General features: G+C 70.8%; 26 protein-coding genes and 1 riboswitch. Of the genes, 9 read left to right on the plus strand and 17 right to left on the minus strand.

The features are described from left to right. Positions 1 to 12: 12 nt before the first annotated feature. From AUL35_RS19300 to AUL35_RS19335, 8 genes are read right to left on the minus strand one after another with little or no spacing between them, the layout of a single operon-like run. A complete protein-coding gene (locus AUL35_RS19300) occupies positions 13 to 1,389 on the minus strand; it encodes an FAD-binding oxidoreductase (protein WP_062017885.1) in 1,377 nt (458 codons plus the stop codon). 1 nt (position 1,390) lies between these two features. Beyond that, positions 1,391 to 2,170, minus strand: coding sequence for a nitrilase-related carbon-nitrogen hydrolase (locus AUL35_RS19305; protein ID WP_156418090.1), 780 nt, complete (start codon positions 2,168 to 2,170; stop codon positions 1,391 to 1,393). After that, positions 2,170 to 2,952 carry an ABC transporter permease gene (locus AUL35_RS19310; protein ID WP_062017889.1) on the minus strand — a complete coding sequence of 261 codons (783 nt, stop codon included), beginning with the start codon at positions 2,950 to 2,952 and terminating at the stop codon, positions 2,170 to 2,172. Before AUL35_RS19310 ends, AUL35_RS19305 begins: the two co-directional genes overlap by 1 nt. Beyond that, positions 2,949 to 3,809 (minus strand): ABC transporter permease, encoded by an 861-nt coding sequence (locus AUL35_RS19315; protein ID WP_062017891.1) that lies wholly within the window; start codon positions 3,807 to 3,809, stop codon positions 2,949 to 2,951. The genes AUL35_RS19310 and AUL35_RS19315 overlap by 4 nt, the downstream gene beginning before the upstream one ends. Next, positions 3,806 to 4,843 (minus strand): ABC transporter ATP-binding protein, encoded by a 1,038-nt coding sequence (locus AUL35_RS19320; RefSeq protein WP_062017893.1) that lies wholly within the window; start codon positions 4,841 to 4,843, stop codon positions 3,806 to 3,808. The genes AUL35_RS19315 and AUL35_RS19320 overlap by 4 nt, the downstream gene beginning before the upstream one ends. A 42-nt stretch (positions 4,844 to 4,885) precedes the next feature. Next, positions 4,886 to 5,971, minus strand: a complete 1,086-nt coding sequence (locus tag AUL35_RS19325) for an extracellular solute-binding protein (RefSeq protein WP_062017894.1) — start codon at positions 5,969 to 5,971, stop codon at positions 4,886 to 4,888. A gap of 22 nt (positions 5,972 to 5,993) precedes the next feature. Further along, a complete protein-coding gene (gene speB, locus AUL35_RS19330; RefSeq protein ID WP_062017896.1) occupies positions 5,994 to 7,043 on the minus strand; it encodes an agmatinase in 1,050 nt (349 codons plus the stop codon). Continuing rightward, positions 7,040 to 8,221 carry an aminotransferase gene (locus tag AUL35_RS19335; RefSeq protein WP_062017898.1) on the minus strand — a complete coding sequence of 394 codons (1,182 nt, stop codon included), beginning with the start codon at positions 8,219 to 8,221 and terminating at the stop codon, positions 7,040 to 7,042. The genes speB and AUL35_RS19335 overlap by 4 nt, the downstream gene beginning before the upstream one ends. A gap of 138 nt (positions 8,222 to 8,359) precedes the next feature. Between AUL35_RS19335 and AUL35_RS19340 the strand changes: the two genes are divergently transcribed. From AUL35_RS19340 to AUL35_RS22290, 4 genes are all read left to right on the plus strand, one after another. Next, a complete protein-coding gene (locus AUL35_RS19340) occupies positions 8,360 to 9,295 on the plus strand; it encodes a LysR family transcriptional regulator (protein ID WP_244493839.1) in 936 nt (311 codons plus the stop codon). Between the two features lie 56 nt (positions 9,296 to 9,351). Beyond that, positions 9,352 to 9,987, plus strand: a complete 636-nt coding sequence (locus AUL35_RS19345; protein WP_062017933.1) for a hypothetical protein — start codon at positions 9,352 to 9,354, stop codon at positions 9,985 to 9,987. Positions 9,988 to 10,026: 39 nt separating this feature from the next. Further along, entirely contained in the window at positions 10,027 to 10,728 is a 702-nt protein-coding gene (locus AUL35_RS19350; RefSeq protein WP_062017900.1) for an SDR family oxidoreductase, read from the plus strand. A gap of 77 nt (positions 10,729 to 10,805) precedes the next feature. Then, a complete protein-coding gene (locus AUL35_RS22290) occupies positions 10,806 to 10,970 on the plus strand; it encodes a hypothetical protein (RefSeq protein WP_156418091.1) in 165 nt (54 codons plus the stop codon). Positions 10,971 to 11,048: 78 nt separating this feature from the next. Here the strand turns inward: AUL35_RS22290 and AUL35_RS19355 are convergent, their stop codons facing one another. Then, a complete protein-coding gene (locus AUL35_RS19355; RefSeq protein WP_062017902.1) occupies positions 11,049 to 12,407 on the minus strand; it encodes a PLP-dependent aminotransferase family protein in 1,359 nt (452 codons plus the stop codon). Between the two features lie 166 nt (positions 12,408 to 12,573). Here AUL35_RS19355 and AUL35_RS19360 point away from each other — a divergent pair, with 166 nt between their 5' ends. After that, complete coding sequence (locus AUL35_RS19360) at positions 12,574 to 13,437, plus strand: DMT family transporter (protein WP_062017903.1); 864 nt, start codon at positions 12,574 to 12,576, stop codon at positions 13,435 to 13,437. A gap of 496 nt (positions 13,438 to 13,933) precedes the next feature. Here the strand turns inward: AUL35_RS19360 and AUL35_RS19365 are convergent, their stop codons facing one another. Further along, positions 13,934 to 14,578, minus strand: coding sequence for a thiamine diphosphokinase (locus AUL35_RS19365; protein WP_062017905.1), 645 nt, complete (start codon positions 14,576 to 14,578; stop codon positions 13,934 to 13,936). A gap of 64 nt (positions 14,579 to 14,642) precedes the next feature. Beyond that, positions 14,643 to 14,745, plus strand: a riboswitch (TPP riboswitch). A gap of 45 nt (positions 14,746 to 14,790) precedes the next feature. Between AUL35_RS19365 and thiB the strand changes: the two genes are divergently transcribed. The 4 genes from thiB (at position 14,791) to AUL35_RS19385 (ending at position 19,838) form a co-directional block, all read left to right on the plus strand. Beyond that, on the plus strand, positions 14,791 to 15,801 hold the full coding sequence (thiB, locus tag AUL35_RS19370) for a thiamine ABC transporter substrate binding subunit (RefSeq protein WP_062017907.1): 1,011 nt from the start codon (positions 14,791 to 14,793) through the stop codon (positions 15,799 to 15,801). Between the two features lie 8 nt (positions 15,802 to 15,809). After that, positions 15,810 to 17,414, plus strand: a complete 1,605-nt coding sequence (locus tag AUL35_RS19375; RefSeq protein ID WP_062017908.1) for an ABC transporter permease subunit — start codon at positions 15,810 to 15,812, stop codon at positions 17,412 to 17,414. Further along, positions 17,411 to 18,148 (plus strand): thiamine ABC transporter ATP-binding protein, encoded by a 738-nt coding sequence (gene thiQ / locus AUL35_RS19380; RefSeq protein ID WP_062017910.1) that lies wholly within the window; start codon positions 17,411 to 17,413, stop codon positions 18,146 to 18,148. The genes AUL35_RS19375 and thiQ overlap by 4 nt, the downstream gene beginning before the upstream one ends. Positions 18,149 to 18,320: 172 nt before the next feature. Then, entirely contained in the window at positions 18,321 to 19,838 is a 1,518-nt protein-coding gene (locus tag AUL35_RS19385; protein WP_062017912.1) for a M48 family metalloprotease, read from the plus strand. Between the two features lie 72 nt (positions 19,839 to 19,910). On the opposite strand, the gene AUL35_RS19390 is transcribed toward AUL35_RS19385, so the two are convergent. From AUL35_RS19390 to AUL35_RS22655, 7 genes are all read right to left on the minus strand, one after another. Then, positions 19,911 to 20,138 (minus strand): hypothetical protein, encoded by a 228-nt coding sequence (locus AUL35_RS19390; RefSeq protein WP_062017914.1) that lies wholly within the window; start codon positions 20,136 to 20,138, stop codon positions 19,911 to 19,913. Then, positions 20,135 to 21,094 carry a dihydrodipicolinate synthase family protein gene (locus AUL35_RS19395; RefSeq protein WP_062017916.1) on the minus strand — a complete coding sequence of 320 codons (960 nt, stop codon included), beginning with the start codon at positions 21,092 to 21,094 and terminating at the stop codon, positions 20,135 to 20,137. Before AUL35_RS19395 ends, AUL35_RS19390 begins: the two co-directional genes overlap by 4 nt. A 172-nt stretch (positions 21,095 to 21,266) precedes the next feature. Beyond that, the gene (locus AUL35_RS19400) at positions 21,267 to 22,133 is read right to left on the minus strand and encodes an RNA polymerase factor sigma-32 (RefSeq protein ID WP_062017918.1); all 867 of its coding nucleotides are present in this window, start codon (positions 22,131 to 22,133) and stop codon (positions 21,267 to 21,269) included. A 277-nt stretch (positions 22,134 to 22,410) separates the two neighbouring features. Then, positions 22,411 to 23,016: a CarD family transcriptional regulator gene (locus AUL35_RS19405; protein WP_062017920.1), complete on the minus strand. Its 606-nt coding sequence runs from the start codon at positions 23,014 to 23,016 to the stop codon at positions 22,411 to 22,413. Between the two features lie 394 nt (positions 23,017 to 23,410). Continuing rightward, entirely contained in the window at positions 23,411 to 23,749 is a 339-nt protein-coding gene (fdxA, locus tag AUL35_RS19410) for a ferredoxin FdxA (protein WP_062017922.1), read from the minus strand. A gap of 225 nt (positions 23,750 to 23,974) precedes the next feature. Continuing rightward, entirely contained in the window at positions 23,975 to 24,358 is a 384-nt protein-coding gene (locus tag AUL35_RS19415; RefSeq protein ID WP_062017924.1) for an RNA-binding S4 domain-containing protein, read from the minus strand. Positions 24,359 to 24,379: 21 nt separating this feature from the next. After that, a partial coding sequence (locus AUL35_RS22655; protein ID WP_192847125.1) for a hypothetical protein occupies positions 24,380 to 24,653 on the minus strand: 274 nt, incomplete at its 5' end.

Genomic DNA, 24,653 nt, shown 5'->3' on the forward strand with positions numbered 1-24,653 from the left:
GCAGGGAACCGCTCAGATGACCTTGCCGGGGTTCAGCGTGCCGCGTGGGTCGAGCGCGGTCTTGAGGAGACGCATGGTCGCGATCTCGGCGGGGCTGCGCGAGTGGTGGAGATAGTCGCGCTTCAGGACGCCGATGCCGTGCTCCGCCGAGATCGACCCGTGGTAACGGGCGATCAGGGAGTAGACGACTTCCTTCAGCGCCCCGATGCGCTCGGGCGTCGGCAGTCCCGTGGTCAGGTGCAGGTTGCCGTCCGCCAGATGCCCGAAGACGTGTAGCCCGAGGACATCGGGGACTTCGCGCCGGAGCGTGGCCTCCACCTCGGTCGCGAACGCCTCCATCGCGCCGAGCGGCAGCGAGACGTCGAAGTCGACCGGCACCGTGAACAGGCGCTGTTCCGCCTCGAAATCCTCGCGGATCCTCCACAGCTCGTCGCGCTGGCGCGAGGATTGCGCAACGACGGCGTCCTCGATGTCCCCTGCCTCGAGCGCTGCTCCGACCACCGCTTCGAAGAGAGCCGGGTCGCCGTCCGGCTCGAAGCCTTCGGCCTCGCACAGGCCGTAGACGGCGGCTCCGGGCACGACAGGGCGCCGCGCGCCGCAAAGGGCCTCGACGTTGCGCTCGAAGAACTCCGGCCACATGATCTCGAAGCTCGACAGCGTGCCGCGCAGGTCGCGCTGGAGGCGCGCGAGCGTGCGGACCGCCGCGTCGAAGCTCGGGAAAGCCAGAAGCGCGGTGGCCACGGTAGCCGGCGCCGGATGCAGTCTCAGGACGGCACGGGTGATGATCCCGAGCGTTCCCTCCGAGCCGATGAAGAGCTGCTTCAGATCGTAGCCCGTGTTGTCCTTGCGGTAGGGGCTGAGATGCGAGAGGACCGTGCCGTCGGCCAGCACGCACTCGAGGCCGAGAACCTGGTCGCGCGCCACGCCGTAGCGCAGCGCCTGGAAGCCGCCGGCATTGGTGGCCAGCGCCCCGCCCAGCGTCGCGGTGCCGCGCGCGCCGAAGTCGAGGCCGAAGCGCAGACCGCTCGCCGCGCAGCGCTCCTGGATCGTCTGGATGACGGCGCCCGCTCCGGCCTCGACGGTCAGTGCGGCCTCGTCCGGCGCGTCGACGGCGTTCATGCGCTCGAGCGAAACGAGGATGCTGGCCCCATCCGCCCGCGTCGCCTGGTTGAGATTGGTGCGTCCGCCTTCGGGCACCACCGCGATGCCCTCGCGATCGCAAAGGGCGAGCACCTTCGAGACCTCTTCGGTCGAGCCCGGCTTCACCAGCGCCCTCGCGAGCGTCGGCTCGTTCGTCCAGAAATCCATCGGCCTCGAGCGCAACTCGTCGCCCGGGACGACATGCCGCTCGCCCGTGATCGCGGCGAGCGCCCCGATGATGTCTCCCATCTCAGCGCCTTCCGGATCGTGCGCGCAGTTCGCCGAGATAGTCGTTGGCCGCCCGGGTGGCCTCGAAGCCGGCCGGGTCGAGATCGGCGAGGAGCATGTCCGGTTCGGCTTCGCCGGCCTGGGCCAGCGCCCTGCCGTCGGGAGCCGCTATGACCGAGAGCCCTTGGTAGCGGAACGCGGCGTCCGATCCGCACCAGTCGGCGTAGGAGACGAAGACGCCGTTCTCGAAGGCCCGCGTCGGAACGAGGCTGCGGGCGATGAAGCGCGCGCCGTCGCCAAACGGCAGGGCGGTGGGCACCAGGACGAGATCCGCGCCGGCCGTGGCGAGCTCGCGCACGGTCTCGGGAAACTCGACGTCGAAGCAGACGAGAAGACCGATCCGAAGCCCCGCGAGCTCGACGAGGGGCGAGACCGCTTCGCCCGGCGAGAAGGCGTCTCGCTCGTAGTCGCCGTAGAGGAAGCGCTTGGCGTAGCTGGCGGGCGCCTTGCCCGGCTGCAGGAAGACGGCGGCGTTGCGCACTTGGCCGTCCTCGACGACCGGGAGGCCCAGCGCGAGCGCGACGCCCGTGCGGGCGACGAGCTCGGCAAGGCGGGCGATCGTGTCCGGCGCCTGTTCGGCCGATGCCCGCAGCGTCGCCGCGCCCGCGCCGTAGCCGGGCAGCGCGAGTTCGGGCATGTGCGCGAGATCGGCGCCGGCAGCGCGCGCGCTCGCGAGCATGTCACCGACCTCGGGAAGGCCGAGGGGCTTGCCGGCGTCAAGCTGAAAGAGGGCGAGGCGCATCAGCGGCGTTCCCACGCGCCCAGCAACTTCGGCAGGTCGCCGAAGCGCGCGACGAGACCGAAGACCAGCGCGGCGAGCGCCACGAACAAAACCGAGATCGAGGCCATCACCGGCGTGTAGCCGTAGCGCAGCGCGTTGAAGATCTTGATCGGCACGGTCTCCATCGTGAAGCCGACCGTCATGTAGGCGATGATGTATTCGTTGAGCGACAGGACGAAGGCGAAGGCGAAGCCCGACACGAGGTAGGGCCGGATCATCGGCAGGACGATCGTGCGGCGCACCGCCGCCTCGCTCGCGCCCATGGTGCGCGCCGCTTCCACGATCTCGCGGTCGATCGAGGAGAAGCCGAGGGTGAGCGTCACGAGTGGCAGGCTGGTGAAGAAGATCGCGTGGCTGACGACCACCGTGAAGGCCGAGCCGTAGAAGCCCGCCGTCGACCAGAAGGCGAGCGCGCCGAGCGCGGTGATCACGGGCGGCAGCACGAAGGGCGAGACGCCGAGGAGCTGCACCATGCGCCCGATGAGCGTCGTGCGCCGCCACAGGGCGTAGGCGATCGGCAGCGCGATCAGGACCGCGAGGGCCGCCGCCAGGAGCGCGATCGACACCGAGGTGAGAAGCGCCCCGCGCCAGTCGGGATCGGTGAAGATCGCGCCGTACCAGCGCAGCGACAGGCCCTTGGGCGGAAAGACGAGGCTTTGCTGGGCGTTCAGCGACACGCCCGCGATGATCGCGACGGGCGCGGCGAGAAACAGGCCGACGAGGGCGAAGAGCAGGCGGCTCATGCCGTGCCCCCCACCCGACGCGCGCCGAACAGGGCGGTGAGCGAGACGAGGAGAATGCTCGCCAGCACCAGGAACACGGCCATCGCGGCGGCGAACGGCATGTTGGACTGGTAGATCGCCTGATCGGTGATCAGCACCGAAAGCGTCCAGTGCTGGGGGCGTCCAAGGAGCTGCGGCAGGAGGTAGGAGCCGAGCGCGAAGACGAAGACCACGACGAAGGTCGCGGCCAGCGCGCCGCGCAGCGCCGGCAGGATCACGGTGAGAAAGGCACGCACAGGCGAGGCGCCGAGCGTCTCGGCCGCCTCGCCGAGCGCGGGGTCGAGACGCGAGAACGAGGGGTAGAGCACCAGCACGCAATAGGGCAGCGCCTGGTAGGACATGCCGAGAAGCACGGCCGCGAAGCTTGGCGTGAAGGCCGCCGGCGACGTCATCAGGCCGAGGGCGACGAGGAGGTTGGAGACGCCGGCCGTGCGCGACAGGAGCGTGGACCAGGAGAAGCCGATGATCACCTCGGACAGGGACAGGACGGCGAGAAGCGCGACCAGCCAGGGCACCTGCGCGCGGCGCGGCAGGCGCGACAGGAGGTAGGTGAAGGGCGCGCCGACCACGAGGCAGACCAGGGCGACGAGGGCGGAAAGACCGAGCGAGAACAGAAGGATCTCGCCGAAGAAGACCGACAGGAAGCGCGCATAGTTGGCCGTGGTCAGGATCGGCTCGTAGAAGCCGCCCTGCACGCGCTGGAAGAAGGATACGGCGATCATCAGGCCGAAGGGCACGACGAAGAAGGCGCCGAGCATCAACGCGGGAAAGACCAGCGCCGCCTGCCCGCTCGGCGTCCGCGAACCGGCCGTGCTCATGCCGCCTCGGCCGGAAAGACGGTGGCCGCGCCCGGCTTGAGCGCGAGCGACACGCGCGAGCCGGCGGGCGCGACGGGGGCGCCGGCCTCGCGATGGGCGATGATCCGCGTCTCGCCCGCGCGCAGGTAGATCTCGATCGCCGAGCCCATGTCGCGCACGAACTCGACCGTCGCCGCGATCGGCCCCTCGCCTTCCGGCAGGAGGATCACGTCCTCCGGGCGCACCGACAGGAGGGCCGTCGCGCCCGGCAAGGCGACGCCCGGCAGAAGGCCACCCGAGGCGAGCCGGGCGCCGCCGCTCTCGCGGCGTGCCTCGATCAGGTTGGTCTGGCCGAGGAAGTCGGCGACGAACGGGGTCGCGGGCCGGCGATACACCTCGATCGGCCGGTCCATCTGCAGCACCCGGCCGTTCTGCATGACCACGACCTGGTCGGCCATGGTCATCGCTTCGCGCTGGTCGTGCGTGACGACGATCGTGGTGATGCCGAGCCGCTGCTGAAGAAGGCGCAGCTCCACCTGCATCGCCTCGCGCAGCTTGGCGTCGAGCGCCGACAGCGGCTCGTCGAGGAGGAAGAGGCGCGGCGCGACCGCGAGCGCGCGGGCGATCGCCACGCGCTGGCGCTGGCCGCCGGACAGCTGCGTGATGGCCCGCCCCTCGACGCCCGGCAGGCGCACGAGGTCGAGAAGCTCGCGCACCCGCGCCTCGGCCTCGCCCCGGCTTGCCCCCCGCAGGCGCAGGGGATAGGCGATGTTGTCGCCGACCCTCAGGTGCGGGAACAGGGCCAGCGACTGGAACACCATGCCGAAGCCCCGCTTGTGGACGGGAACGCGGGTGATCGTCTCGGCGCCGAAGCGGATATCGCCGCTGGTGGGCGTCTCCAGCCCCGCGACCATGCGCATGAGCGTGGTCTTGCCGCAGCCCGACGGCCCCAGAAGGCACACGAAGGTGCCCTCCGGGATCGCGAGGTCGACGGCGTCCACGGCCGCGGTCGCGCCGTAGCGCTTCGTGACGCCCGCGAGCACGAGTTCGGTCATGGGCGAAGGACTCCTGGTGGACGGATCGAACGGGACGCCGGATCAGCCGACGATCAGCTCGGTCCACTTCTGGTTCAGCCAGTCGGCCTTCGAGACGTAGAGGTCGTAGCGCGGCACGATCGGCTCGGCGGTGGACGAGACGGCGGCGAACTCGGCATCCGTCAGGTCGAGAAGCGAGCGCTGGATCACCGGGGCGGTGCCGACCTTGCGGGCGAGCAGCGCCTGGGTCTCGGGCTGCGTCATGTAGTCGATGAATTCGTGCGCGACGTCGAGCTTGGTGGACGCCTTGCTGACGGCCCAGCAGCCCGAATCCGAGATGCCGCCCTCCTTCGGGAAGGTCGATCGCACCGGCGCGCCTTTGGACGCGGCCAGGCCCGTCACGTCGTGGTAGTACTGGCCCATCGGGATCTCGCCGGACTTCAACGCCGCCTCGAACTGCGCCTCGTCGCGATACCAGAGCTGCACGTTGGGCTTCACCTCGGCCAGCTTGTCCATGACCTTGAGGATGCCCTCCTCCGTGTCGAGGATCCCGGTGCCGCCGAAGAAGGTCTTGGCCGTCACCTCGAGCAGGAACGAGTTCGAGACGAGCGCGAGCAGCCCGAGCTTGCCTTCGTTCGCCGGGTCCCAGAACGCGGCCCAGCTGTCGGGCGCGGTCGGATAGGCCTCGGTGTTGGTGACGAGATTGATGTACCAAGCGACGGCGCCCACACCCGCCACGCGCTCGTCGGGATACTTCACCAGGAAGGGCGGCAGGATGTCGGCGGCGTGCTTGATGCGTTTCAGGTCGAGCGGCGCCCAGAGCTCGGTGGTCAGGCCCTTGCGCATGGCCACCTGGCTGATCATCGACACGTCGGCCGGCGCGACGTTGGCGCGTGCCGCCTGCTCGAGCTGAACGAGCCAGGCCTCGCCGGTCGGCTCGGCGACGCCCTCCACCGCGATGCCCGTCGCCTTGGTGAAGGCGGGAAAGATGTTCCCGTCGAACGAATCCTTGAAGTAGCCGCCGTAGACGCCGACCTTGAGCGAGCGGTCCTGCGCGCGCAGGACGCCGGGCATGGCGAGCGCGGCGGCGCCGGCGGCGGCCCCGACGAGCACCGAGCGGCGGGTCGGATGGGCGATGGATGTCGTCATGTCGCGTGTCTCCGTTCGTGGTTCAGGGCTTGGGGCTGCGGCTGGGCGAGAAGGGCACGAGGCTCAGGATCTCGAACAGCATCTGCGCGCCGGCATGGGCGGTGTTGGTGGTGGCGTCGTATTGCGGGGCGACCTCGACCACGTCGCCGCCGACGATGCGGATGCCCGCCAGCCCGCGCAGGAGCGCTTGCGCCTCGCGCGTCGACAGGCCGCCGATCTCGGGCGTTCCGGTGCCGGGCGCGAAGGCCGGGTCGAGGCTGTCGATGTCGAAGGAAAGGTAGACCGGCGCGTCGCCGACCGTCTGCTTCGCCATCTCGATGATGCGGGGAATGCCGAGCTCCGCGATCTCCTCCGCGTGGATCACGGTCATGCCGGACTCGGTGGAGAACTCCCACAGATAGTCCGACGAGCCCCGGATGCCGATCTGGATGGTGCGCGTGGGGTCGAGCACCCCGTCGAGCACCGCCTGGCGGAAGGGGCCGCCGTGGTGGAACTTGCAGCCCTCGTAGGGGCCGCTCGTGTCGCAATGGGCGTCGATGTGGATCATCGCGAGCGGCCGGTCGCGGCCCAGCGCGCGCAGGATCGGATGCGAGATCGAGTGGTCGCCGCCGACCGAGAGAGGAATGACGCCGGCGGCCGCGATGGCGGCCAGCGTCGCCTCGATGTCCTCGTGCGAGCTTGCAAGGTCGAAGCGCGAGCGGAAGGGCACGTCGCCGATGTCGGCGATCGAGAGGTCCATCACCGGCATGGTCTTCAGGACGTGGTTGTAGGGCCCGACGCGCTCGATCGTGCGCAGCGCCCTCGGGCCGAAGCGGCAGCCGTTGCGGTTGGTGACGCCCAGATCCATGGGCACGCCGAGAAGCGCGACGTCGAGTCCCGAGAAGTCGGGCGCCGACCAGTCCATCGGCCGATACGGCACGTCGAGCAGCGTCGGCACCCCGGCAAAGGGCGCGACGCGCGTGCCCTTGGCGTTGAAGATGCGCGAGGCGACACGGGCAAAGCCCTCGTCGTAGATCAGGCGCCCGTTGTCGCCGCCGAACCGGGCGCGAAGGGCTTCGAGATCGAGCGTCATGCGAAGGCCTCCAGCCGGGCGGGGACGAGGGCGAGGCGGCGCGCGATCTCGTGGATCGAGGGCGCCTCGACATTGGCGAAGGCGATGCGCAGGAACCGGTCCTGGCCGGGACCGAAGAAGGAGCCCGGCAGGGTGACCACGCCGAACTCGCGCGCGAGCCGCTCGGCGACGCTTTCCGAAGGCGTGCCGGCGAACGGGTGTTCCACGAAGGCGAAATAGGCGCCGATCTGGCGGATGCGCCAGTTTGGCAGCGCGGAGAAGGCGTCCCGGAACGCGTCCGCGCGCCGGGCGATCTCGGCCGCGCTCGCGCGCCGGAAGTCGCCCAGCGCCTCGATGGCCCAGGGCAGCGCGGCCTGGGCCGGGCGGGGCGCGCAGATCTGGATGCAGTCGACGACCTTCTCGATATCCGCCATCAGCGCGGCGCCGGCGATCAGCGCGCCGACGCGGTGGCCGGGGATCGCGTAGGACTTCGAGAAGGAATACAGGGCGACGAGATGGTCCTCGGCGTCCGCCCGGCCGAACAGCGAATGCGGTCGCTCCTCGGCCGTGAGGAAGTCGCGATAGGTCTCGTCGAGAACGAGGGTGACGCCGCGCCGGGCGCAGAGGGCGAGGATCTCGCACAGGAGCGCGTCCGGATACACGGCGCCGGTCGGATTGTTGGGCGACACCAGCACCACGGCGCGCGTGCGCGCGTCGATCAGCGCCTCGAGGGCGGCGGGATCGGGCAGGAAGCCGCCGGCGGCGTCGAGCGGCAGCGGACGCGGCTCGATGCCGAGCATGTCCAGCGTCATCTGGTGGTTGAAGTACCACGGCGTCGGCAGGATCACGGCGTCGCCCGCCCCCGCCAGCGCGATCATCGCGGCGAAGAAGGCCTGGTTGCAGCCGCTGGTGATCGCCACCTGCCCCGGTGAAACCGGCGTGCCGTAGCGCTGCGAGACGTGCGCCGCATAAGCCGCGCGCAGGGCGGCGTCGCCCAGGATGTCGCCGTAGCGCGCCGCCGCCGGCTCTGCGCCCGCGCGGGCGAGGCGCTCGGCGAGTTCGGGCGGCGGCGGCCGGTTGGGAACGGCCTGACTGCAATCCACGAGCGGGCCGTGACGACCGTCGTACGAGGCCGCCCAGCGCGCCGCCTGCGCGATGGGCGGCACCGAGACATGGTTCAGACGCGCGGTGCGGCTCATCGGGACGGCCGGCCGTCGAAGCGGGAAGGGAAAACCGTATGCATGCGGAATGACCACATCTGGCGGATGGCGTGATGTTGACCATAGAGATCGCATCGACGTCCCAGCCATAGAGTTCTATCAAGGTTCACCTTGACGATGATCCATGTGACGGCGGCTTCGATGCGTGTCTCGGGAAGTGATCTGCGGCTCCTTCAGGTCTTCGACGCCGTGGTGCGCGGTGGCGGCTATGCCGGGGCCGAGGCGGAGCTCAACATCGGCCAGTCCACCATCAGCAATCACATGACGGCGCTGGAGGAGCGCCTGGGCTTCACGCTGTGCCAGCGCGGTCGCGGCGGCTTCCGCCTGACGGAACGGGGACAGGCGGTTCACGAGGCGTCGCGGCGCCTGGGTCAGGCGCTCGGTGATTTTGCGGCCGACATCGCGGCCCTGAAGGGCGAGTTGCGCGGCGAGCTGCGCGTCGCGATCCTCGACTCGGTGGCGAGCGATCCGTCGAGCCGCATCGCCGAGGTCGTCGCCGCCTTCGGCCGCATCGCCCCGGACGTCCGGCTCGTCCTGGTGCAGGAAAGGCCGCAGGACATCCAGCCCAAGATCCTCGAAGGGCTCTACCATTGCGGCATCGGCAGCCACCGTTCGCGCGTCGAGGGCATCGACTACCGGCCGCTCTACGAGGAAAGCCACGGGCTCTACTGCGGCGCGGACCATCCCTTCTTCGGGCTGCCCGACGACGAGCTGAGCGACGAGGTCCTCGCGCAGGTGCCCTACGTGCGGCGCGGCTACTGGCGCGAGGAGGACGGGATGCGCCGCATCCGCTGGCGCGTCGAGGCGACGGTGCAGCAGATCGAGCCCGAACTCCTCCTGATCCGCTCCGGGCGGTTCATCGGCTTCCTGCCCCATCATGCCGCCGAAGCCGACGTCGCGGCCAAGCGGGTCCGACGCATCCGGCCGCACGACGTCGGCTATGTCTGCCTGTTCGAGCTCTACACGCCGCGGGCGCGACGGGGGAGCGACGTCCTGTCGGCGTTCCTGGCGAGCATGGACGCCGTCTCGACGGTCTATCCCGTTCCGGCCTGACGACCGGAACGAGGGCGATGCTTGCAGCCTTCCCGCCCGAACTTCGTTGCGCCCCGATGCCGGACGAAAACGAAGCCCGCGAGACCGACCTCGTCGCCGAATGGCCCTTCCCGGTCGCCGCGACGCTCGGCTCGGCCGTGCGCGCCAAGGGGATCGAGCAGGAGCTGCGCGCCCGCCTGCCCTTTCCCCGGCGCGGCGACCTCGCGGTCGAGGCGGGCCGCATCACGTTGCGCCTGTCCCATGAGAAGGCGCTCCAGTTCGAGGCGGCGCGGGCCATCGTCGACAAGACCCTGGAGGGCATCGCCGCCCTTCCCGTCCTGCCGCGCGAGATCGAGGACATCCTGACGGTCACCGGGCACGAGCGCCTGAAATGGACCCGCGACGGCCGCCTCCGGAGCGCGGGCACGCGCACGGTGAAGCTGCGCGGCCGCGCCAAGGCGGTGACGTTCCACGTCTTCGACCCGCGCCAAGTCGAGGATCTCCTGGACCGGGACCTCGTCGCCATCTGGCGCGAGGAGGACCGGCAGACGGTCGCCGAGAACCGCCGCCGCGCCGCCGGAAAGGCGGCGCTGACGCGCGCCGGCAAGGGCGCGCCCAAGACCGCCCCTCGCGGGGGCGCACGCCGGGACAAGACGGCCAAGCCCTCGCTGGCCGAGTGGGACGCCTTTGCATCCGACGGCCTGCTGCGCTGAAACTGGGCCGGGCGAATCGCCCGCCGGGAGAAGAAAGCCATGACCGATCGCGTCGCCATCGTCACCGCCGGGGGCAGCGGCATGGGAGCGGCCGTCGCGCGGCGCCTGGCCGCCGACAGGTACCGGATCGCCGTCCTGTCCTCGTCGGGCAAGGGCGAGGCCCTGGCGGCCGAACTCGGCGGCTTCGGCGTGACGGGCTCGAACCAGCGGGAAGCCGACCTGCGACGTCTCGTGGACGGCGCGCTGGAGCGCTGGGGCCGGATCGACGTCCTCGTCAACAGCGCGGGCCATGGACCGCGCGCGCCGATCGCCGAGATCACCGACGAGCAATGGCATGCCGGGCTCGACGTCTATCTTCTCAACGTCGTGCGCGCGGTGCGCCTCGTGGCGCCCGCCATGCAGGCGCAGGGCAGCGGCTCGATCGTCAACATCTCCACGGCCTGGGCCTTCGAGCCGAGCCCGATGTTTCCGACCTCGGCGGTGTTTCGCGTGGGGCTTGCCGCATACGCGAAGATCTTCGCCGACGGCTACGCGCCGCACGGCGTGCGCATGAACAACGTCCTGCCCGGCTGGATCGACAGCCTTCCCGCGACCGAGGAACGGCGCGACAGCGTGCCCATGGGTCGCTACGGCCGGGCCGAGGAGATCGCCGCGACCGTTGCCTTTCTCGCATCCGAGGGTGCGGGCTACATCACCGGCCAGAACATCCGCGTCGATGGCGGCCTGACGCGGTCGGTGTGAACCGGCGGCCCGGCGGTAAACCTCCCGTTCACCATATCGGCGCATCCTCCGTCCCAGTGCAGCGAAGGAGACCGTCCATGACCGACCTCGCGACGATTGTAACCAACCCCGTCCTCCAGTCCCGCATCCGCGAAGCCTTGCACCGCTCCCCCGTCCACCGGCTGGAGGAGCGGGTGCCCGGCCGCATCACGCGCCTTCTGGCCGAGCTCGACCAGGTGGAGGCGCGCCAGCCGCTTCATTGAATCAGGCGCCCGGCGGCGGATCGCTCCCCCGCCGGGCGTCGGAACGTCCGGGAGGTCGCCGCCGCGTCCGGGCGGCACTCAGTTTCCCGACCTGAACAGGACCTGCCTCAAACGGTCGAGGACCGCCGGGTCGGCCATCTGCGCCACGTTGAAGCGCATCCATTCCCCCACCGTCTGCGACAGGCTGAAGACGTTGCCGGGCGCCAGCACCATGCCTTCCTTCCACGCCCGGCGCGTCAGGTCGGCGGCGTCGCGCCCATCGGGCAGACGGCACCACAGCGTGAACCCGCCGCGCGGATCGATCCAGGGCCGGATGCCGAGAGCCGCGAGCGAGACCGTCGCCTCCCGCCGCCTCCGCGCGAGCCGGGAGCGCAGGTTCACGAGGTGCTTGCGATAGTCGCCGTCGGCCAAAACGCCCTGGACGATGCCGGCCGCGATGGGGCTGGGCCCTCCGAAGTTCGTCGCCACCTGGAGATCGATCAGGCCCTCGATCCAGTCGGGCCGCGCCGCCACGTAGCCGCAGCGGATCGACGCCGACAGCGTCTTGGAGAAGCTGCCGATCCGGATGACGCGCCGGAGGCCGTCGAGGACGGCGAGACGGGGCGAGGGTTCTGGCTCGAAGTCTGCGAAGATGTCGTCCTCGACGATCGTGACGTCGTGGGCGGCCGCCAGCGTCAGGACGCGATGGGCCGCCTGCGGCGAGAGCGACGCGCCCGTCGGATTGTGGACGGCCGAGTTCGTGACGTAGAGGCGCGGACGATGGGCCTCGAGCGCCTGCGCGAAGGCGGCAAGATCCGGTCCGCCCGGCGTCATGGGCACGCCCACGGCCTTCACGCGGTGCGCGCGCAGCAGGGCTTGGAAGTTGAAATAGCAGGGATCGTCGAGAAGCACGGCGTCGCCCGGCTGCAGGAGGAAGCGGCACACGAGGTCGATCGCCTGCGTGCCCGAGCCGGTCAGGAGGATCTGCTCGGGGCCGGCCTCCAGACCCTCGATCGCGAACTGACGCGCGAGAAGTCCCCGCAGGGCCAGTTGGCCGCGCGTCGCGCCGTAGTCGGACAGAAGAGCGTCGTCGGCGCGCGCCAGCGCCGGCATCGCCCGCCGGATCGGCGCGTTCGGCATCCAGCTTGCCGGAAGCCAGCCGCATCCGGGCCGCAACATCTCCGGGCCGCCGTCGAGCGACTGGCGGGAGACCCAGAACGGGTCCACCGCGCGGTCGGCCCGAGGTTCGACCTCGGAAAGGGCTAGCGGCAGGCTCCCGGCGACAAAGAAGCCGGAGCCGGGCCGCGACCGGATCAGACCTTCGGCGCCCAGCCTGTCGTAGGCCTCGACGACCGTGGACGGTGAAACCCGCATGGACCGGGCCAGCCCCCGGATCGAGGGAAGCTTTTCGCCCGGCGCGATCTCGCGCGTCGAGATGCGTCGGCGGATCGCCTCCATGACGGCGCCCGTGCGCGTCGACCCGTTCCCCGTCCCGTCCACCCGCTCCCCCAACCGTTCGGCCGAGCCGGCCCATACAGTTCGACCTCAGCGTACGGCACCGTTCCTGTCGCGAACAGCCTCGGTCGCGCTATCGAACCCGGCGGCATGGCAGCGGGAGGCGACGATGGAGCGCAGCACGGCGGGATGGGGCAGCGGCCTTCTGGGCGTCCTGATCTTCAGCGGATCGCTCCCCGCCACGCGGGTCGCCGTCGGCGGCTTCTCGCCCCTGTTCCTGACCTCGGCGCGCGCGGTGATCGCCGCGACGCTCGGGGCCGCGCTCCTGCTGGTCCTGCGCCAGCGCCGGCCGCGAGCGGGCGACCTTCCCTCGCTCGCCATCGTGTCGCTCGGCGTCGTGGTCGGCTTCCCGCTTCTCACCGCGCTCGCGCTCCGGCACGTCACCTCGGCGCATTCTGTCGTCTTCATCGGTCTTCTGCCCCTCGCCACGGCGCTGTTCGGCGTCGTGCGCGGCGGCGAGCGGCCCCGGCCCGCCTTCTGGCTGTTCTCGGTATCGGGAGCCCTGGCCGTCGCAGGCTTCGCCCTGGCGCAAGGCGGCGCGACATCGCTTGCGGGCGACGGGCTGATGGTGGCCGCGATCGTCCTGTGCGGTCTGGGCTACGCCGAGGGCGCGGCCCTGTCGCGCAGGCTCGGCGGCTGGCAGGTCATTTCGTGGTCGCTTCTTCTGGCCATGCCCGTCATGGCGGTGGTCGCGCTTGCGACCCTTCCCGGCACCTTCGGCGCCGTCACGATGCCGGAATGGCTCGGCCTCGCCTACGTGTCGGTGTTCTCGATGCTGGTGGGATTCGTGTTCTGGTATCGTGGCCTGGCGCTCGGCGGCATCGCGGGCGTCGGTCAGCTCCAGCTTCTCCAGCCGTTCTTCGGCCTCGCGCTGGCCGGGCTGCTCCTGGCGGAGCCCGTCGCCCCGTCAATGATCCTGGTCACGGCCCTGGTCGTCGCCTGCGTCGTCGGAGCGCGGCGGTTCGCGCGGTAGGGGAGGACGGCCGAGGCCGCACGGGGACGCGGCGAGCGGCTGCGGTCAACCCCGGTCACGCCGGCCGAAACGGCCCGCCGCTGGCCGGATTCCCGCGTCTCGCCGGTCGGCGGCTTGGTGTCTGCGGCGGGATTCGAACCCACGACCCCAGGATTCATACCGCTTCGGCTTTCGCCGCCGCCCTGCGGGCGTTCGCGGTCTGGACTGTCCCTTCACCCTAGGCCACGGCCCTTAGGTGCTGCCCTACCAGTCTCTACACCTTCCGGATCGCTCCGGCTTGGCTCGGGATCGGCACCTCGCGAGAGCGAGAAGCGTTCCCCGAATTTGAGCAGATCCGACGCGCCCTTTCGGTACGCGCCGCCCAATTTCACTCAGGAATCCTGTGCTCTATCCTGCTGAGCTACGCAGACAACGGGAGGCATCATCGCCCGCCGGGGGTTGCGCTGTCCAGCCCAAAACGCGCCGCTCGGGGCCATGACGGCCGGAGCCGCGCGCGTCAGCGTGCGCTCTCGTCCTCCTGGAGGAGCACCAGGGCGCGGCCGCTCCGGCACCCGATCTCCACCGGGCCCGTCGCCTCGTTGGACTGGGTGAGCAGCGAGCCGAAGGGAAGCGCGACGTCGTGGAGCGGGAAGCGCGCGCCCCGGATCGTCAGCCCCTCGACGTCCGAGAAGCGCAGAACCGAGAACTGCGTGCCGTTGGCTGCATCGAGGCGCACCGGCTCGGGGCCGAGCGGCACGCAGCGCTCGCGCCCGTCGCTCATCTCGACCCGCAGGCCCCGCTCGTGCTCGCGCAGGAGAAGCACGAGATGGCTGAAGGCGTGGTCGCTCCGCCCGCCCATGGCGCCCACGAGCAGGACGTCTCGCGCGCCCCGCGCCCGCGCCTCGACAAGCGCCACCTCGCCGTCGGTCTCGGCCTTGTCGCGCGGCAGCCTCAAGCGCTCGACGTCCGGCCAGCCGGCAAGGTCGGCGGGCGCGGCGGAATCGAAGTCGCCGACCCAGAGTTCGGGCGAGAGCCCGAGCGCCCGCGCATGGCGGATGCCCCCGTCGGCGGCGACCGCGCGCCGGCCCCTCACCGCCTCCCGCAGGCGTCCGTTCGCATGGATCGGCCCGGCCATGAGGATGACGAAGCGGGTCGGGTCCATGGGTGAGCCTTTCAGGGTCGGGTTTCGCGTCTTGCCGTGTCCCGTTCCCCTCCGCTAGAGGTGAAGCGTCCACACGGGGTGCCCATCCGGGCTGAGAGGCGGCTGTCCGCCAACCCGCCGAACCTGATCCGGATCGTACCGGCGGAGGGATGGGGGCCATCGCGACACCCGTCCCGACCCGGCGCCTCTCCTCTGCCCCTGGAGGAGTGCCGATGGCCCGTCGCCTTGCCGCCCTTGCCGCTGCCCTGTCGCTTCTTGCCGCGCTGCCGGCGCGGGCCGAGGACAAGCCGGTGCTCACCGTCTACACCTACGAGAGCTTCACGCCCGACTGGGGTCCCGGCCCCAGGATCGAGGCGGCCTTCGAGCGGACCTGCGGCTGCGACCTGCGCTTCGTCGGGCTGGAGGACGGAGTCTCGATCCTCAACCGCCTGAAGCTCGAGGGCCCCTCCACGAAGGCCGACGTCGCGCTCGGCCTCACCGCCGAACTCGTCCCGGAGGCCAAGGCGACCGGGCTCCTCGCTCCCTCGGGCGTCGACCTCTCGGCGCTGAGCCTGCCGGGCGGCTTCGGCGACGACACGTTCGTGCCCTTCGACCGGCTCGACCTCGCCTTCGTCTACGACTCCGAAGCCGTGAAGGATCCCGCCGCGTCGCTCGATGCGCTGGTGAACGGCAACCCGGACGAGAAGATCGCAATCCAGGACCCGCGCACCTCGACGCCGGGCCTCGCCCTTCTTCTCTGGGTGAAGTCGGTCTACGGCGACCGGGCGGAGGCGGCGTGGGCGAAGCTCTCGAAGCGCATCCTCACCGTCACGCCCGGCTGGAGCGAGAGCTACGGCCTCTTCACCAAGGGCGAGGTACCGATCGTCCTCTCCTACACGACCTCGCCGACCTATCACGAGATCGAGGAGCGAACCGACCGCTACAAGGCGATGCGCTTTTCCGAGGGCCATTACCGGCAGGTCGAACTCGCCGCCCGCCTGAAGGGGTCGCAGCATCCCGATCTCGCGCAGAGCTTCCTGCGCTTCCTCCTGTCGCCCGAGGTCCAGTCGATCCTGCCCGTCACCAACTGGGCGCTGCCGGTCGCCCCGACCGCCGAGCCGCTGCCGGCCGCCTTCAGCGACGTCGTCCAGCCGCCCAAGCCCCTGGAGATCCCGGCCGAGGAGGTGGCGCGCCGGCGCGCGGCCTGGACCGAGGAATGGTTGCGGGCGATGGCGCAGCGGTAAGACGGCCCATGCTCGGACCCGCCGACCGGCGTCTGCGGCGCGCGCTGGGCCTTGGGGCCGCCGCGGCCGCCTTCGGCTTTCTCGCCGCCGCGCTTCTCGCCGTGCCGGCGGTCACGGGCCTGTGGCCGGCCTCGCCGCTCACGCTGCTTCGGGACCCGTATCTGAGGAGCATCGTCGGCTTCACCCTGCTGCAGGCCGTGCTCTCCGCGCTCCTCTCGCTCGCGCTGGGCATCCCGCTCGGGCTCGCGCTCCATCGCACGCGCCTGCCCGGCCGCGCCCTTGCGCTGCGCCTCTTTCTCGTGCCCCAGGCCCTGCCGCCGCTGGTCGGCGCTCTCGGCCTTCTCGCCGTGTTCGGGCGCGGCGGATGGGTGGGAGACGCGCTCGCGCTCGCGGGCCTGCCCCGCCCCTCGATCTACGGGCTCGCCGGCATCCTTCTTGCCCACGTCTTCTTCAACGCGCCGCTCGTCGCGCGGCTCGTCTACGGCGTGCTCGGCTCGGTGCCGCGCGAGAGCTGGCGCATCGCCGGGCAACTCGGCCTTTCGCCGCTCGCCGTGTGGCGCCATGTCGAGGGGCCCGCCGTCCGGCGCGCCCTGCCCCAGGCCGCCTCGCTCGTCTTCGCGCTCTGCGTGACGAGCTTCACGCTGGTGCTCGTTCTGGGCGGCGGGCCGGGGGCGACCACCGTGGAGGTCGCCGTCTATCAGGCGCTGCGCTACGACTTCGACCCCGGCCGCGCGCTCACCCTGTCGCTCCTCCAGGTCGCCATGGTCGCGCTGTCGCTGGCACCGCTCCTCCTGATCGGCGGGAGCACGGCGGATCTCGGTCTCGGGCGCGCGGGCTTGGCGCGGCGCTTCGACCGGCCGAGCCGCCCCCGCGCGCTGGTCGACGCGCTCGCGCTCGCGCTCGGGCTTGCGCTTCTCCTCCTACCGCTCGCAGCCCTCGTGGCCGATGGGCTCGCCGCCGATCTCGGCCGTCTCGTCCGCGATCCGGCGGTCGAGCGCGCCGCGCTCACCAGCCTTCTCGTGGCGGTGCCGGCGGCGGTTCTCGGTTTATCCCTGTCGTTCGCCCTCGCGCTCGCGGCAGCCGGCGGGGGCCCGCTCGCGCGCCTTGCGGCGAGCGGCGCCTCGTCGCTCGTTCTCGTGGTGCCGCCGATCGTGGTGGGCGCCGGCTGGTTCCTTCTCCTGCGCGGCACGGGCGACGTCGCACGCCTCGCGCCCTTCGTCGTGGTGCTGGCGCAGTCCGTGCTGATCCTGCCCTACGGCGTGCGCCTCCTTCTGCCCGCGATCGCGGAGGCCGACCGGCGGCACGGGCGCCTCGCGCTCGGCCTCGGGCTCACCGGCTGGGCGCGCCTGCGCCATCTGGAGGGGCCGGCGCTCCTGCGGCCGCTGCGGCTGGCGCTCGGCCTCGCGCTGGCGGTGTCGCTCGGCGATCTCGGCACGGTCGCCCTGTTCGGGTCGGGCGACTTCACGACCCTGCCCCTCCTTCTTCTCCAGCGCATGGGCTCCTACCGCTCGGCGGATGCGGCGGGCCTGGCGCTGCTTCTGGGGCTCGGCGTGCTCCTGGTTCTCCTTCTCGCCGAGATCGGCGGACGACGAGGCGCGGAGGAGCCGGCATGAGCGGCCTCGTGCTCGACGGCGTCGTGTTCCACCACGACCGGACGCCCTTCCGCTTCGACCTCGACGTGCGCCGCGGCGAGTGGATGGCGCTGATCGGCCCGTCCGGCGCCGGCAAGTCGACGCTCCTGGACCTGGCCGCCGGCTTCATTCCGCCGGCCGCCGGTCGCATCGTGATGGAGGGCCGCGACGTGACCGATCTCGGCCCCGCCGAGCGGCCGCTCTCGATGGTGTTCCAGGACGACAACCTCTTTCCCCACCTCACCGCCGAGGAAAACGTGGCGATCGGCATCGCCCCGCGTTTCCGTCTCGGCCGCCGGGCGCGCGAGCGGGCGCGGCAGGCCCTCGATGAGGTCGGCATCGGGGCGCTCGCTGGGCGCCGTCCCGCCGCCATGTCGGGCGGCGAGCGCCAGCGCGTCGGTCTTGCGCGCGCCTTCCTGCGCGAGCGCCCCGTCCTGCTTCTCGACGAGCCCTTCGCGGCCCTCGGCCCCGCGCTCCGGCGCGAGATGCTGGAGCTTCTCAGGGCGGCCCGCGCGCGCCGGTCCGACCCGCCGACCGTTCTCATGGTGACCCATCACCCCGAGGACGCGCGCGGCTTCTGCGACCGCGTGGCCTTTCTGGAGGACGGCTCGGTGCGGGCCGTCGGCGAAACGGAGGCGATGCTGGGCGGGTCGGCGCCGGAGGCCGTGCGCCGCTATCTCGGCGCGCTGCCGCAAGGTGCGAAGCCGGCACCGTAATTTCGGCGGCTTTGCGCAGCATGGGACGCGCGCCAAGGGGGAAAGGACGGATCGTCCGGGCGTCTTTCCATTTTTCCGGCCCTGTGTTCGCGTCGCCCTTTCGCGTCCGAGCCGGGGCGATTACATGAGAACGGACCCGCAACGGACGGGCGCTTCCGGGGGATCGAGGGGCATGGCGGAGAGGCTGGGCGCAGGGCTGGACGGAGCGGGTCGTCGTTGGGGCGCGATCGCCTTGACGCTCGTCGCGCTGTCGGGCTGCACCTCGCTCGGGCGCGGCCTCGAAGAAACCGGCGGCGAACTCCAGACCGGCTACCTGCCGGGCCAGAGCCGGACGCCCGTTTCCTTCGAGGGCGTGCAGGAGAACGATCCGCAGTCGCCGATCGGCCGCTCGCAGCACCCCAAGATCCTGGCGGCCTACGGCGGCGCCTATTCCGACCCCAAGCTCGAGCTGATGCTGGCCGGCATCGTCGGCAAGCTCGGCGCCGTGTCGGACGATCCGGGCCGGGCCTACCGCATCACCGTCCTCAACTCGCCCAACATCAACGCCTTCGCCCTGCCGGGCGGCTATCTCTACGTGACGCGCGGCCTGCTTGCGCTCGCCAACGACTCGGCCGAGGTCGCGGCCGTGCTCGCGCACGAGATGGGCCACGTGAAGGCCAATCACGGCATCGAGCGCCAGCAGCGCGAGGAGGCGGCCGAGCTCGCCGGCCGCGTCGTGCACGAGGTACTGTCCAGCGACACGGCCGCCCGCGCGGCCCTGGCGCGCGGGCGGCTGAACCTGGCCTCCTTCTCGCGCAACCAGGAGCTCCAGGCCGACGCCATGGGCATCAAGCAGACCGGCGAGGCAGGCTACGACGCCTATGCCGCGGCCCGCTTCCTGCGCACGATGGACCAGTTCTCCTCGTTCCGGAACGCCTTCCAGGCCTCCAACCCCGACCTCGACTTCCTCGCCTCGCACCCGGCCGCGCCCCAGCGCGTCGAGCTGGCCCGCAAGCATGCCAGCGTCTTCGGGCCGGAAGGTTCGGGCGCGACCGATCGCGACCGGTACCTGTCGGGCATCGACGGCATGCTCTTCGGCGACACGGCCTCGGAAGGCTACGTGCGCGGCCGCGCCTTCTTCCATCCGGGCCTCGGCATCACCTTCCAGGTGCCCGAGGGCTTCGTGATCGACAACACGGCCGAGGCCGTGCTCGCCACGGGCCCCGGCGACACGGCGGTGCGCTTCGACGGCATCGCCATTCCGCAGACGACCTCGCTCACCGACTATATCCAGAGCGGCTGGGTCGGCGGTCTCGACCGCAACTCGATCCGCCCCTTCCGCATCGGCGAGCTCGAGGCGGTCTCGGCCCAGGCCGCCGGCGGCTCCTACGTCTTCAACGTGACCGTGGTGCGGGTCGGCGGACAGGTCTACCGCTTCCTGACCGCCCTTCCCGCCGACGCGGCCGAGCGCCTGCCCCCGATCGCCCAGAGCATCGCCAGCTCGTTCCGGCTCCTCGGACCGGCCGAGCGCGAGCAGCTGAAGCCGCTGCGCGTGCGCATCATCACCGCGCGGCCGGGCGACACCGAGGCGTCGCTTGCCTCGCGCATCCAGGGCGTCGAGCGCAAGGTCGAGATGTTCCGCCTCCTCAACGACATGGAGGACCTCGGTCCCGTGAAGGTCGGCACGCGCTACAAGATCATCGCCGAGTAGCGGCGGTCCGGCATGAGCCGGACCCATGCGGAACCGGCAGCGGCCCGCATGGACCGCCGCCACATCGATTGCTCAGGCCGCGTGCGCCCGGCGCATGCTCCCCGCCCCAGCCTCGAAGCGTGCGCGCTCGGCCGCGCAGGCCGCCAGGACCCGCCGTTCCTGCCGGATGAAGGCCAGCGCGGCCTCGCGCGTGGCGAACAGGCCGCCCGAGCGGCCCGCCCGGTCCCTGACCGCCCAGCCGCCGGCCGGGTCGGGAGACAGTTCGAAGCCGAACGGATCAAGAATGGCGGACGTGTTCACGACGCGCGCTCCCAGACCGGCGCGTGACGCACCATGCGGGAGGGCGGGGGGCAGCCGATCGTCTCGAGATCCACCGCGATGCGCGCCGCCGCCTGCCGGGCGGACCGGCACAGGGCGTGGAGCGGCAGGCGCACCGTCGTCTCGCAGCCGAGCGCGTCCTGCGCCAGATCCTTGAGGGCCGGCACGCCCTCCGCCTCGACCAGCTGAAACAAGGGCGTCAGCCGCTCCTGCAGCCGCCGTGCTCCCGCGCCGTCTCCGTCGGCGACGGCCTGCCACAACGCGACCACCAGATGCGGCGCGACATTGGCCGCCGCGCTGCTGACGCCGTGCGCCCCCATCAGGCCGCAGGCCGCCATTGCCGGTTCGTGTCCCGCCAGGAAGCAGGTATCCGGCCTTGCCCGGCTGAGGCATTCGAGGTGGAGCGGATTGGGCGAATGGTCCACAAGTCCCGCCACCCCCGCGACGCGGATCATCTCCGCCATCTCGCAGACGGTCAGATGCGTCTTGGTGCGCGCCTCGTCGAACTCGACGAGGATCGGCAGGCCGGCGGCCGCATCCGCCACAGCCGCGATGTGGGCGAGGATGCCGCGTGCCGTCGGCTTGTTGTAGGGCGGCGTCGCGAGAACCAGCCCGTCGGCTCCCGCCCCGCGCGCGTCCCGGGCCATCTCGACGGCGCGCGCCGTGTCGGGAGTGCCGATATGGGCGAGCACCTGCATGCGGCCCTTCACGGGCCCGGCGGCCTTGACCAGCGCGACGCGCTCGTCACGCGTCAGGGTCGGTCCCTCGCCGATTGGGGAGCCGAGGATCACGGCCGAAACGCCCGAGCGCGCCTGCCAGCGCACCAGCGCGGCGAGGCGAAACGTGTCGATCTCGGACCCGGAACCGGGATCCGGCTCGGACGAGGACAGGAAAGGGGTGATCAGCGGCGTGACGACCCCGGAGAAGGCGACGCTCATCTGCGAGGCGCTCCCGTTGTTGCGATACGGGGGAAGATCGTCACTCGCGCATAAGGGATCGATGCGGAATTGCCCGGCGGGGGATCAGGCGGGCGTATGATTCTGCCCGCGCCTTGCACGCAAAAAGGCCGCTCCGAGGAGCGGCCCTTTGGGGAACGAAGCTTCTCTGGGATCAGGCGACGAAAGCGGCCTCGTCGGGGTTCGCCTGGAGAAGCGCCACGCGCAGCTTCTCCAGCGCGCGGGTCTCGATCTGGCGCACGCGCTCCTTGGAGATGCCGAGCTTGGAGCCCAGCGCCTCCAGCGTGGCGCCGTCGTCCTGCAGGCGGCGCTCGCGGATGATTTTCAGCTCGCGCTCCGACAGGACGCCGAGCGCCGAGCGCAGCCACACGACGCGGCGCTCGTCGTCGATCGAGGCCGAGACCATCTCGTCGGGCAGCGGATCGTTGCAGACCAGGAAGTCCTGGCGGTCGGCCGAGCCGGAATCGTCTTCCATGAGCGGAGCGTTGAGCGAGGAGTCGGGACCCGACAGACGCGAGTCCATGAGCGCGACGTCGCTCTCCGACACCTTCAGCGCGGTCGCGATCTCGCGATACATCTCGGTGCCCGAAAGGCTCTCGGACCCTTGGCTGAGTCGGGCGCGCAGGCGGCGCAGGTTGAAGAACAGCGCCTTCTGGGCTGACGAGGTGCCGCCGCGAACGATCGACCAGTTGCGCAGGATGTAGTCCTGGATCGAAGCGCGGATCCACCATGTGGCGTAGGTGGAGAAGCGCACCTCGCGCTCGGGCTCGAAGCGGGCCGCCGCTTCCAGAAGGCCGACATGCCCTTCCTGGATCAGGTCGTTCATGGCGAGGCCGAAGTGACGAAACTTCGAGGCCATGGAGATGACGAGGCGCATGTGGGCGGAGGTGATGCGGTGCAGCGCCTCCTGGTCCTGATGCTCCTTCCACCGGACCGCCAGCTCGTACTCCTCTTCCCGCTGAAGATAGGGGGCGGCCATCGCGGCCTGGATGAGGTGACGGCGGGTGGACTGAGACTTCATTGGTTCGGACCTTCCCAACGGAAAACGCGTGGATCCGAACGCCGCAGAAACGGGACCGAAACCCGGCGCTCTACCTCATTAACAAGGGCGGAGAAGGAAGGTTCCCAAAGGGGTAAACTTTTTTCGGCGAAATAGCGCAGCGTAAAAAAGTTCAAGGGGAAGAAGGAGATGGGCGCAGCTCGCGCCGCCCTCCGACACTTGGCGTATCATTTCATCGCGCAAAAGAAAAGCCGCCCCGAAGGGCGGCTCATCTGGGAAAGAGGACGGCGCGGAAGGCTCAGGCCGCCTCGTCCTGCTCGCCTGTCTCGGTCTCGGCCTCGTTGCCGTCGTCGGCCTCGTCCTCGTCCAGAACCTTGGCGGTGCGCTTGGGTCCCTTGTTGAGGTTCAGCTCGATGAGGCGGACGGCCTCGGTCTCGGACACCTCGTTCACGGCGGCGAGCTCGCGCGCCATGCGGCCGAGAGCCGCCTCGTAGAGCTGGCGCTCGGAATAGCTCTGCTCGGGCTGCGACTCGGCGCGATAGAGATCGCGCACGACCTCGGCGATCGAGATCAGGTCGCCGGAGTTGATCTTGGCGTCGTATTCCTGCGCGCGGCGGCTCCACATGGTGCGCTTCACGCGAGCCCGGCCCTGGACCACCTTGAGGGCGCGTTCCACGAAGTCGGTCTCGGACAGCTTGCGCATGCCCACGCTCTCGGCCTTGGCCACGGGGACCTTCAGCCGCATCTTGTCCTTCTCGAAGTCGATCACGAACAGCTCGAGCGTCATGCCCGCCACGACCTGCTCCTCGATCGCCACGATCTGCCCGACGCCGTGCGCGGGGTAGACGATGCTCTCGCCGGTCTTGAAGCCCTGACGCTGGGAGACCTTCTTCTGAATGCTCATAACGCTAGCTGAACTCCCTGTTGTGCAGAGCCGCCGGGGCCGCTATGCACGGGGCGACCTCGAAGGGGGTCGCGGGTTGAGCAGGCCGGACGGTCCGAGCGACCGGCGGCGGCAGCCTGACCCGATCCGGGCACACCGGTTCCGCCACGACGCAAGCGATCCGGCTCCGGATGGAGGCGGACGAGCGATCGGAAGGCGGAAGGGGCGAACCTTTCAAGAGGCCGTGACCGCCGGGTCAAGGGTGCGTTGTGATGTCCGGCGCTCGACTGTTGCAGAAATAATACCCTATCGAGGCGCAAAATTCAACCCAAATCGCCCGCGCCACCTTGAGGCGACGCGGGCCGTCCACGACGAATCGTGGCGCAGGGGATGGGAAGCGCGGGTTCGGGAGCCCTCAGTCGCCCTGGCCGGGCTCGGGCGAGAAGAACTTCTCGAGCTTGCCCTCCACGCCGTCCATCGCCTTGGCGTCGGCGGGCGCCTCGCGCTTCACGGTGATGTTGGGCCACTTCTCGGCATAGTCGGCATTCAGCTTGAGCCACGTGTCGAGCGCGGGCTCGGTATCGGGCTTGATCGCCTCGGCCGGGCACTCGGGCTCGCACACGCCGCAGTCGATGCACTCGTCGGGATGGATGACGAGCATGTTCTCGCCCTCATAGAAGCAGTCCACCGGACAGACCTCGACGCAGTCCATGTACTTGCAGCGGATGCAGTTGTCGGTGACGACATAGGTCATGGCGGCATTCCCGGCAGAAGGCCACCCGCGAAGCCGGCGGGCGGGAGAAGGCCGGCGGCGGGCGTCAGGAGAGGAAGGATGGGCTGGCGCGCCGAGCGGGCGCCCCGAGGTCCGATAGCGGGGACGTAGCGGCTTCGGTTGGGGCTGACAAGGGTCGCGCGTTGCGTGGAACGGACGCGGCGGGAAACGTTCGTCCGCGCCGCTGGGCGAGGCATTGGCGGACGCTCAGCCCTCCTCGCTCCAGGCCTCCTTGTAGCGTCGCGCTTCCTCGCGCTCGCGACGCGTCGGCCGCTCGCCGGGCTCGACCTGAGGCTCCGGTGCGGAAGCCGCGCGTGGCTCCGGCGGCGGCGTCAGGTCCTCGAAGAGAAGCGCGGCCTCCGGCGCGGGACCGCGCCGCGTCCCGGCCTCGAGCACCTTGAGGACGCGGATGCGATCCGCGACCGAGATCGTCAGGACGTCGCCGGGACGAACGAGGCGCGCCGAGTGCGTGATCTTCTCGCGGTTGACGCGGACCGCCCCCGAGAGGGTCAGCTTCTGGGCGAGCGAGCGCGACTTGCAGACGCGCGCGAAGAACAGCCACTTGTCGATGCGCTGCTCGCCTGCCGCCATGCCCGCTCCCGTGCCGGATCCCTACTTGAGCTTGTCCTTGAGCGCGGCGAGCTTGGCGAAGGGCGAGTCGGGATCGATCGCTCGCGGCTTCTCGAAGCGACGCTCCTCGAAGCGGCGCTCGCCGCCGCCCCCCTTCTCGCGGTCCTTGCCGAAGGCACGGTCCTTGCCGCCTTGGCGCTCGCCGAAGTCGCGGCCCTTGCCGCCGCCCCGGCCCGGTGCGCCGCCGCCGCGATCCTCACGCGCCTGCGCGGGCCGCTCGTCGCGGCGCTCGCCGCGCGGCGGGCCACCCTGCGTG

It is taken from the genome of Aureimonas sp. AU4, assembly GCF_001463765.1.
Classification (GTDB): Bacteria; Pseudomonadota; Alphaproteobacteria; order Rhizobiales; family Rhizobiaceae; genus Aureimonas.

What these genes read in the sequence shown, in the direction of transcription:
- AUL35_RS19300 (WP_062017885.1), bottom strand. Translation starts at nt 1,389, where the DNA reads ATGGGAGACATCATCGGGGCGCTCGCCGCGATCACGGGCGAGCGGCAT.
- AUL35_RS19305 (WP_156418090.1), bottom strand. Translation starts at nt 2,170, where the DNA reads ATGCGCCTCGCCCTCTTTCAGCTTGACGCCGGCAAGCCCCTCGGCCTT.
- AUL35_RS19310 (WP_062017889.1), bottom strand. Translation starts at nt 2,952, where the DNA reads ATGAGCCGCCTGCTCTTCGCCCTCGTCGGCCTGTTTCTCGCCGCGCCC.
- AUL35_RS19315 (WP_062017891.1), bottom strand. Translation starts at nt 3,809, where the DNA reads ATGAGCACGGCCGGTTCGCGGACGCCGAGCGGGCAGGCGGCGCTGGTC.
- AUL35_RS19320 (WP_062017893.1), bottom strand. Translation starts at nt 4,843, where the DNA reads ATGACCGAACTCGTGCTCGCGGGCGTCACGAAGCGCTACGGCGCGACC.
- AUL35_RS19325 (WP_062017894.1), bottom strand. Translation starts at nt 5,971, where the DNA reads ATGACGACATCCATCGCCCATCCGACCCGCCGCTCGGTGCTCGTCGGG.
- speB (WP_062017896.1), bottom strand. Translation starts at nt 7,043, where the DNA reads ATGACGCTCGATCTCGAAGCCCTTCGCGCCCGGTTCGGCGGCGACAAC.
- AUL35_RS19335 (WP_062017898.1), bottom strand. Translation starts at nt 8,221, where the DNA reads ATGAGCCGCACCGCGCGTCTGAACCATGTCTCGGTGCCGCCCATCGCG.
- AUL35_RS19340 (WP_244493839.1), top strand. Translation starts at nt 8,360, where the DNA reads ATGATCCATGTGACGGCGGCTTCGATGCGTGTCTCGGGAAGTGATCTG.
- AUL35_RS19345 (WP_062017933.1), top strand. Translation starts at nt 9,352, where the DNA reads ATGCCGGACGAAAACGAAGCCCGCGAGACCGACCTCGTCGCCGAATGG.
- AUL35_RS19350 (WP_062017900.1), top strand. Translation starts at nt 10,027, where the DNA reads ATGACCGATCGCGTCGCCATCGTCACCGCCGGGGGCAGCGGCATGGGA.
- AUL35_RS22290 (WP_156418091.1), top strand. Translation starts at nt 10,806, where the DNA reads ATGACCGACCTCGCGACGATTGTAACCAACCCCGTCCTCCAGTCCCGC.
- AUL35_RS19355 (WP_062017902.1), bottom strand. Translation starts at nt 12,407, where the DNA reads ATGGAGGCGATCCGCCGACGCATCTCGACGCGCGAGATCGCGCCGGGC.
- AUL35_RS19360 (WP_062017903.1), top strand. Translation starts at nt 12,574, where the DNA reads ATGGAGCGCAGCACGGCGGGATGGGGCAGCGGCCTTCTGGGCGTCCTG.
- AUL35_RS19365 (WP_062017905.1), bottom strand. Translation starts at nt 14,578, where the DNA reads ATGGACCCGACCCGCTTCGTCATCCTCATGGCCGGGCCGATCCATGCG.
- thiB (WP_062017907.1), top strand. Translation starts at nt 14,791, where the DNA reads ATGGCCCGTCGCCTTGCCGCCCTTGCCGCTGCCCTGTCGCTTCTTGCC.
- AUL35_RS19375 (WP_062017908.1), top strand. Translation starts at nt 15,810, where the DNA reads ATGCTCGGACCCGCCGACCGGCGTCTGCGGCGCGCGCTGGGCCTTGGG.
- thiQ (WP_062017910.1), top strand. Translation starts at nt 17,411, where the DNA reads ATGAGCGGCCTCGTGCTCGACGGCGTCGTGTTCCACCACGACCGGACG.
- AUL35_RS19385 (WP_062017912.1), top strand. Translation starts at nt 18,321, where the DNA reads ATGGCGGAGAGGCTGGGCGCAGGGCTGGACGGAGCGGGTCGTCGTTGG.
- AUL35_RS19395 (WP_062017916.1), bottom strand. Translation starts at nt 21,094, where the DNA reads ATGAGCGTCGCCTTCTCCGGGGTCGTCACGCCGCTGATCACCCCTTTC.
- AUL35_RS19400 (WP_062017918.1), bottom strand. Translation starts at nt 22,133, where the DNA reads ATGAAGTCTCAGTCCACCCGCCGTCACCTCATCCAGGCCGCGATGGCC.
- AUL35_RS19405 (WP_062017920.1), bottom strand. Translation starts at nt 23,016, where the DNA reads ATGAGCATTCAGAAGAAGGTCTCCCAGCGTCAGGGCTTCAAGACCGGC.
- fdxA (WP_062017922.1), bottom strand. Translation starts at nt 23,749, where the DNA reads ATGACCTATGTCGTCACCGACAACTGCATCCGCTGCAAGTACATGGAC.
- AUL35_RS19415 (WP_062017924.1), bottom strand. Translation starts at nt 24,358, where the DNA reads ATGGCGGCAGGCGAGCAGCGCATCGACAAGTGGCTGTTCTTCGCGCGC.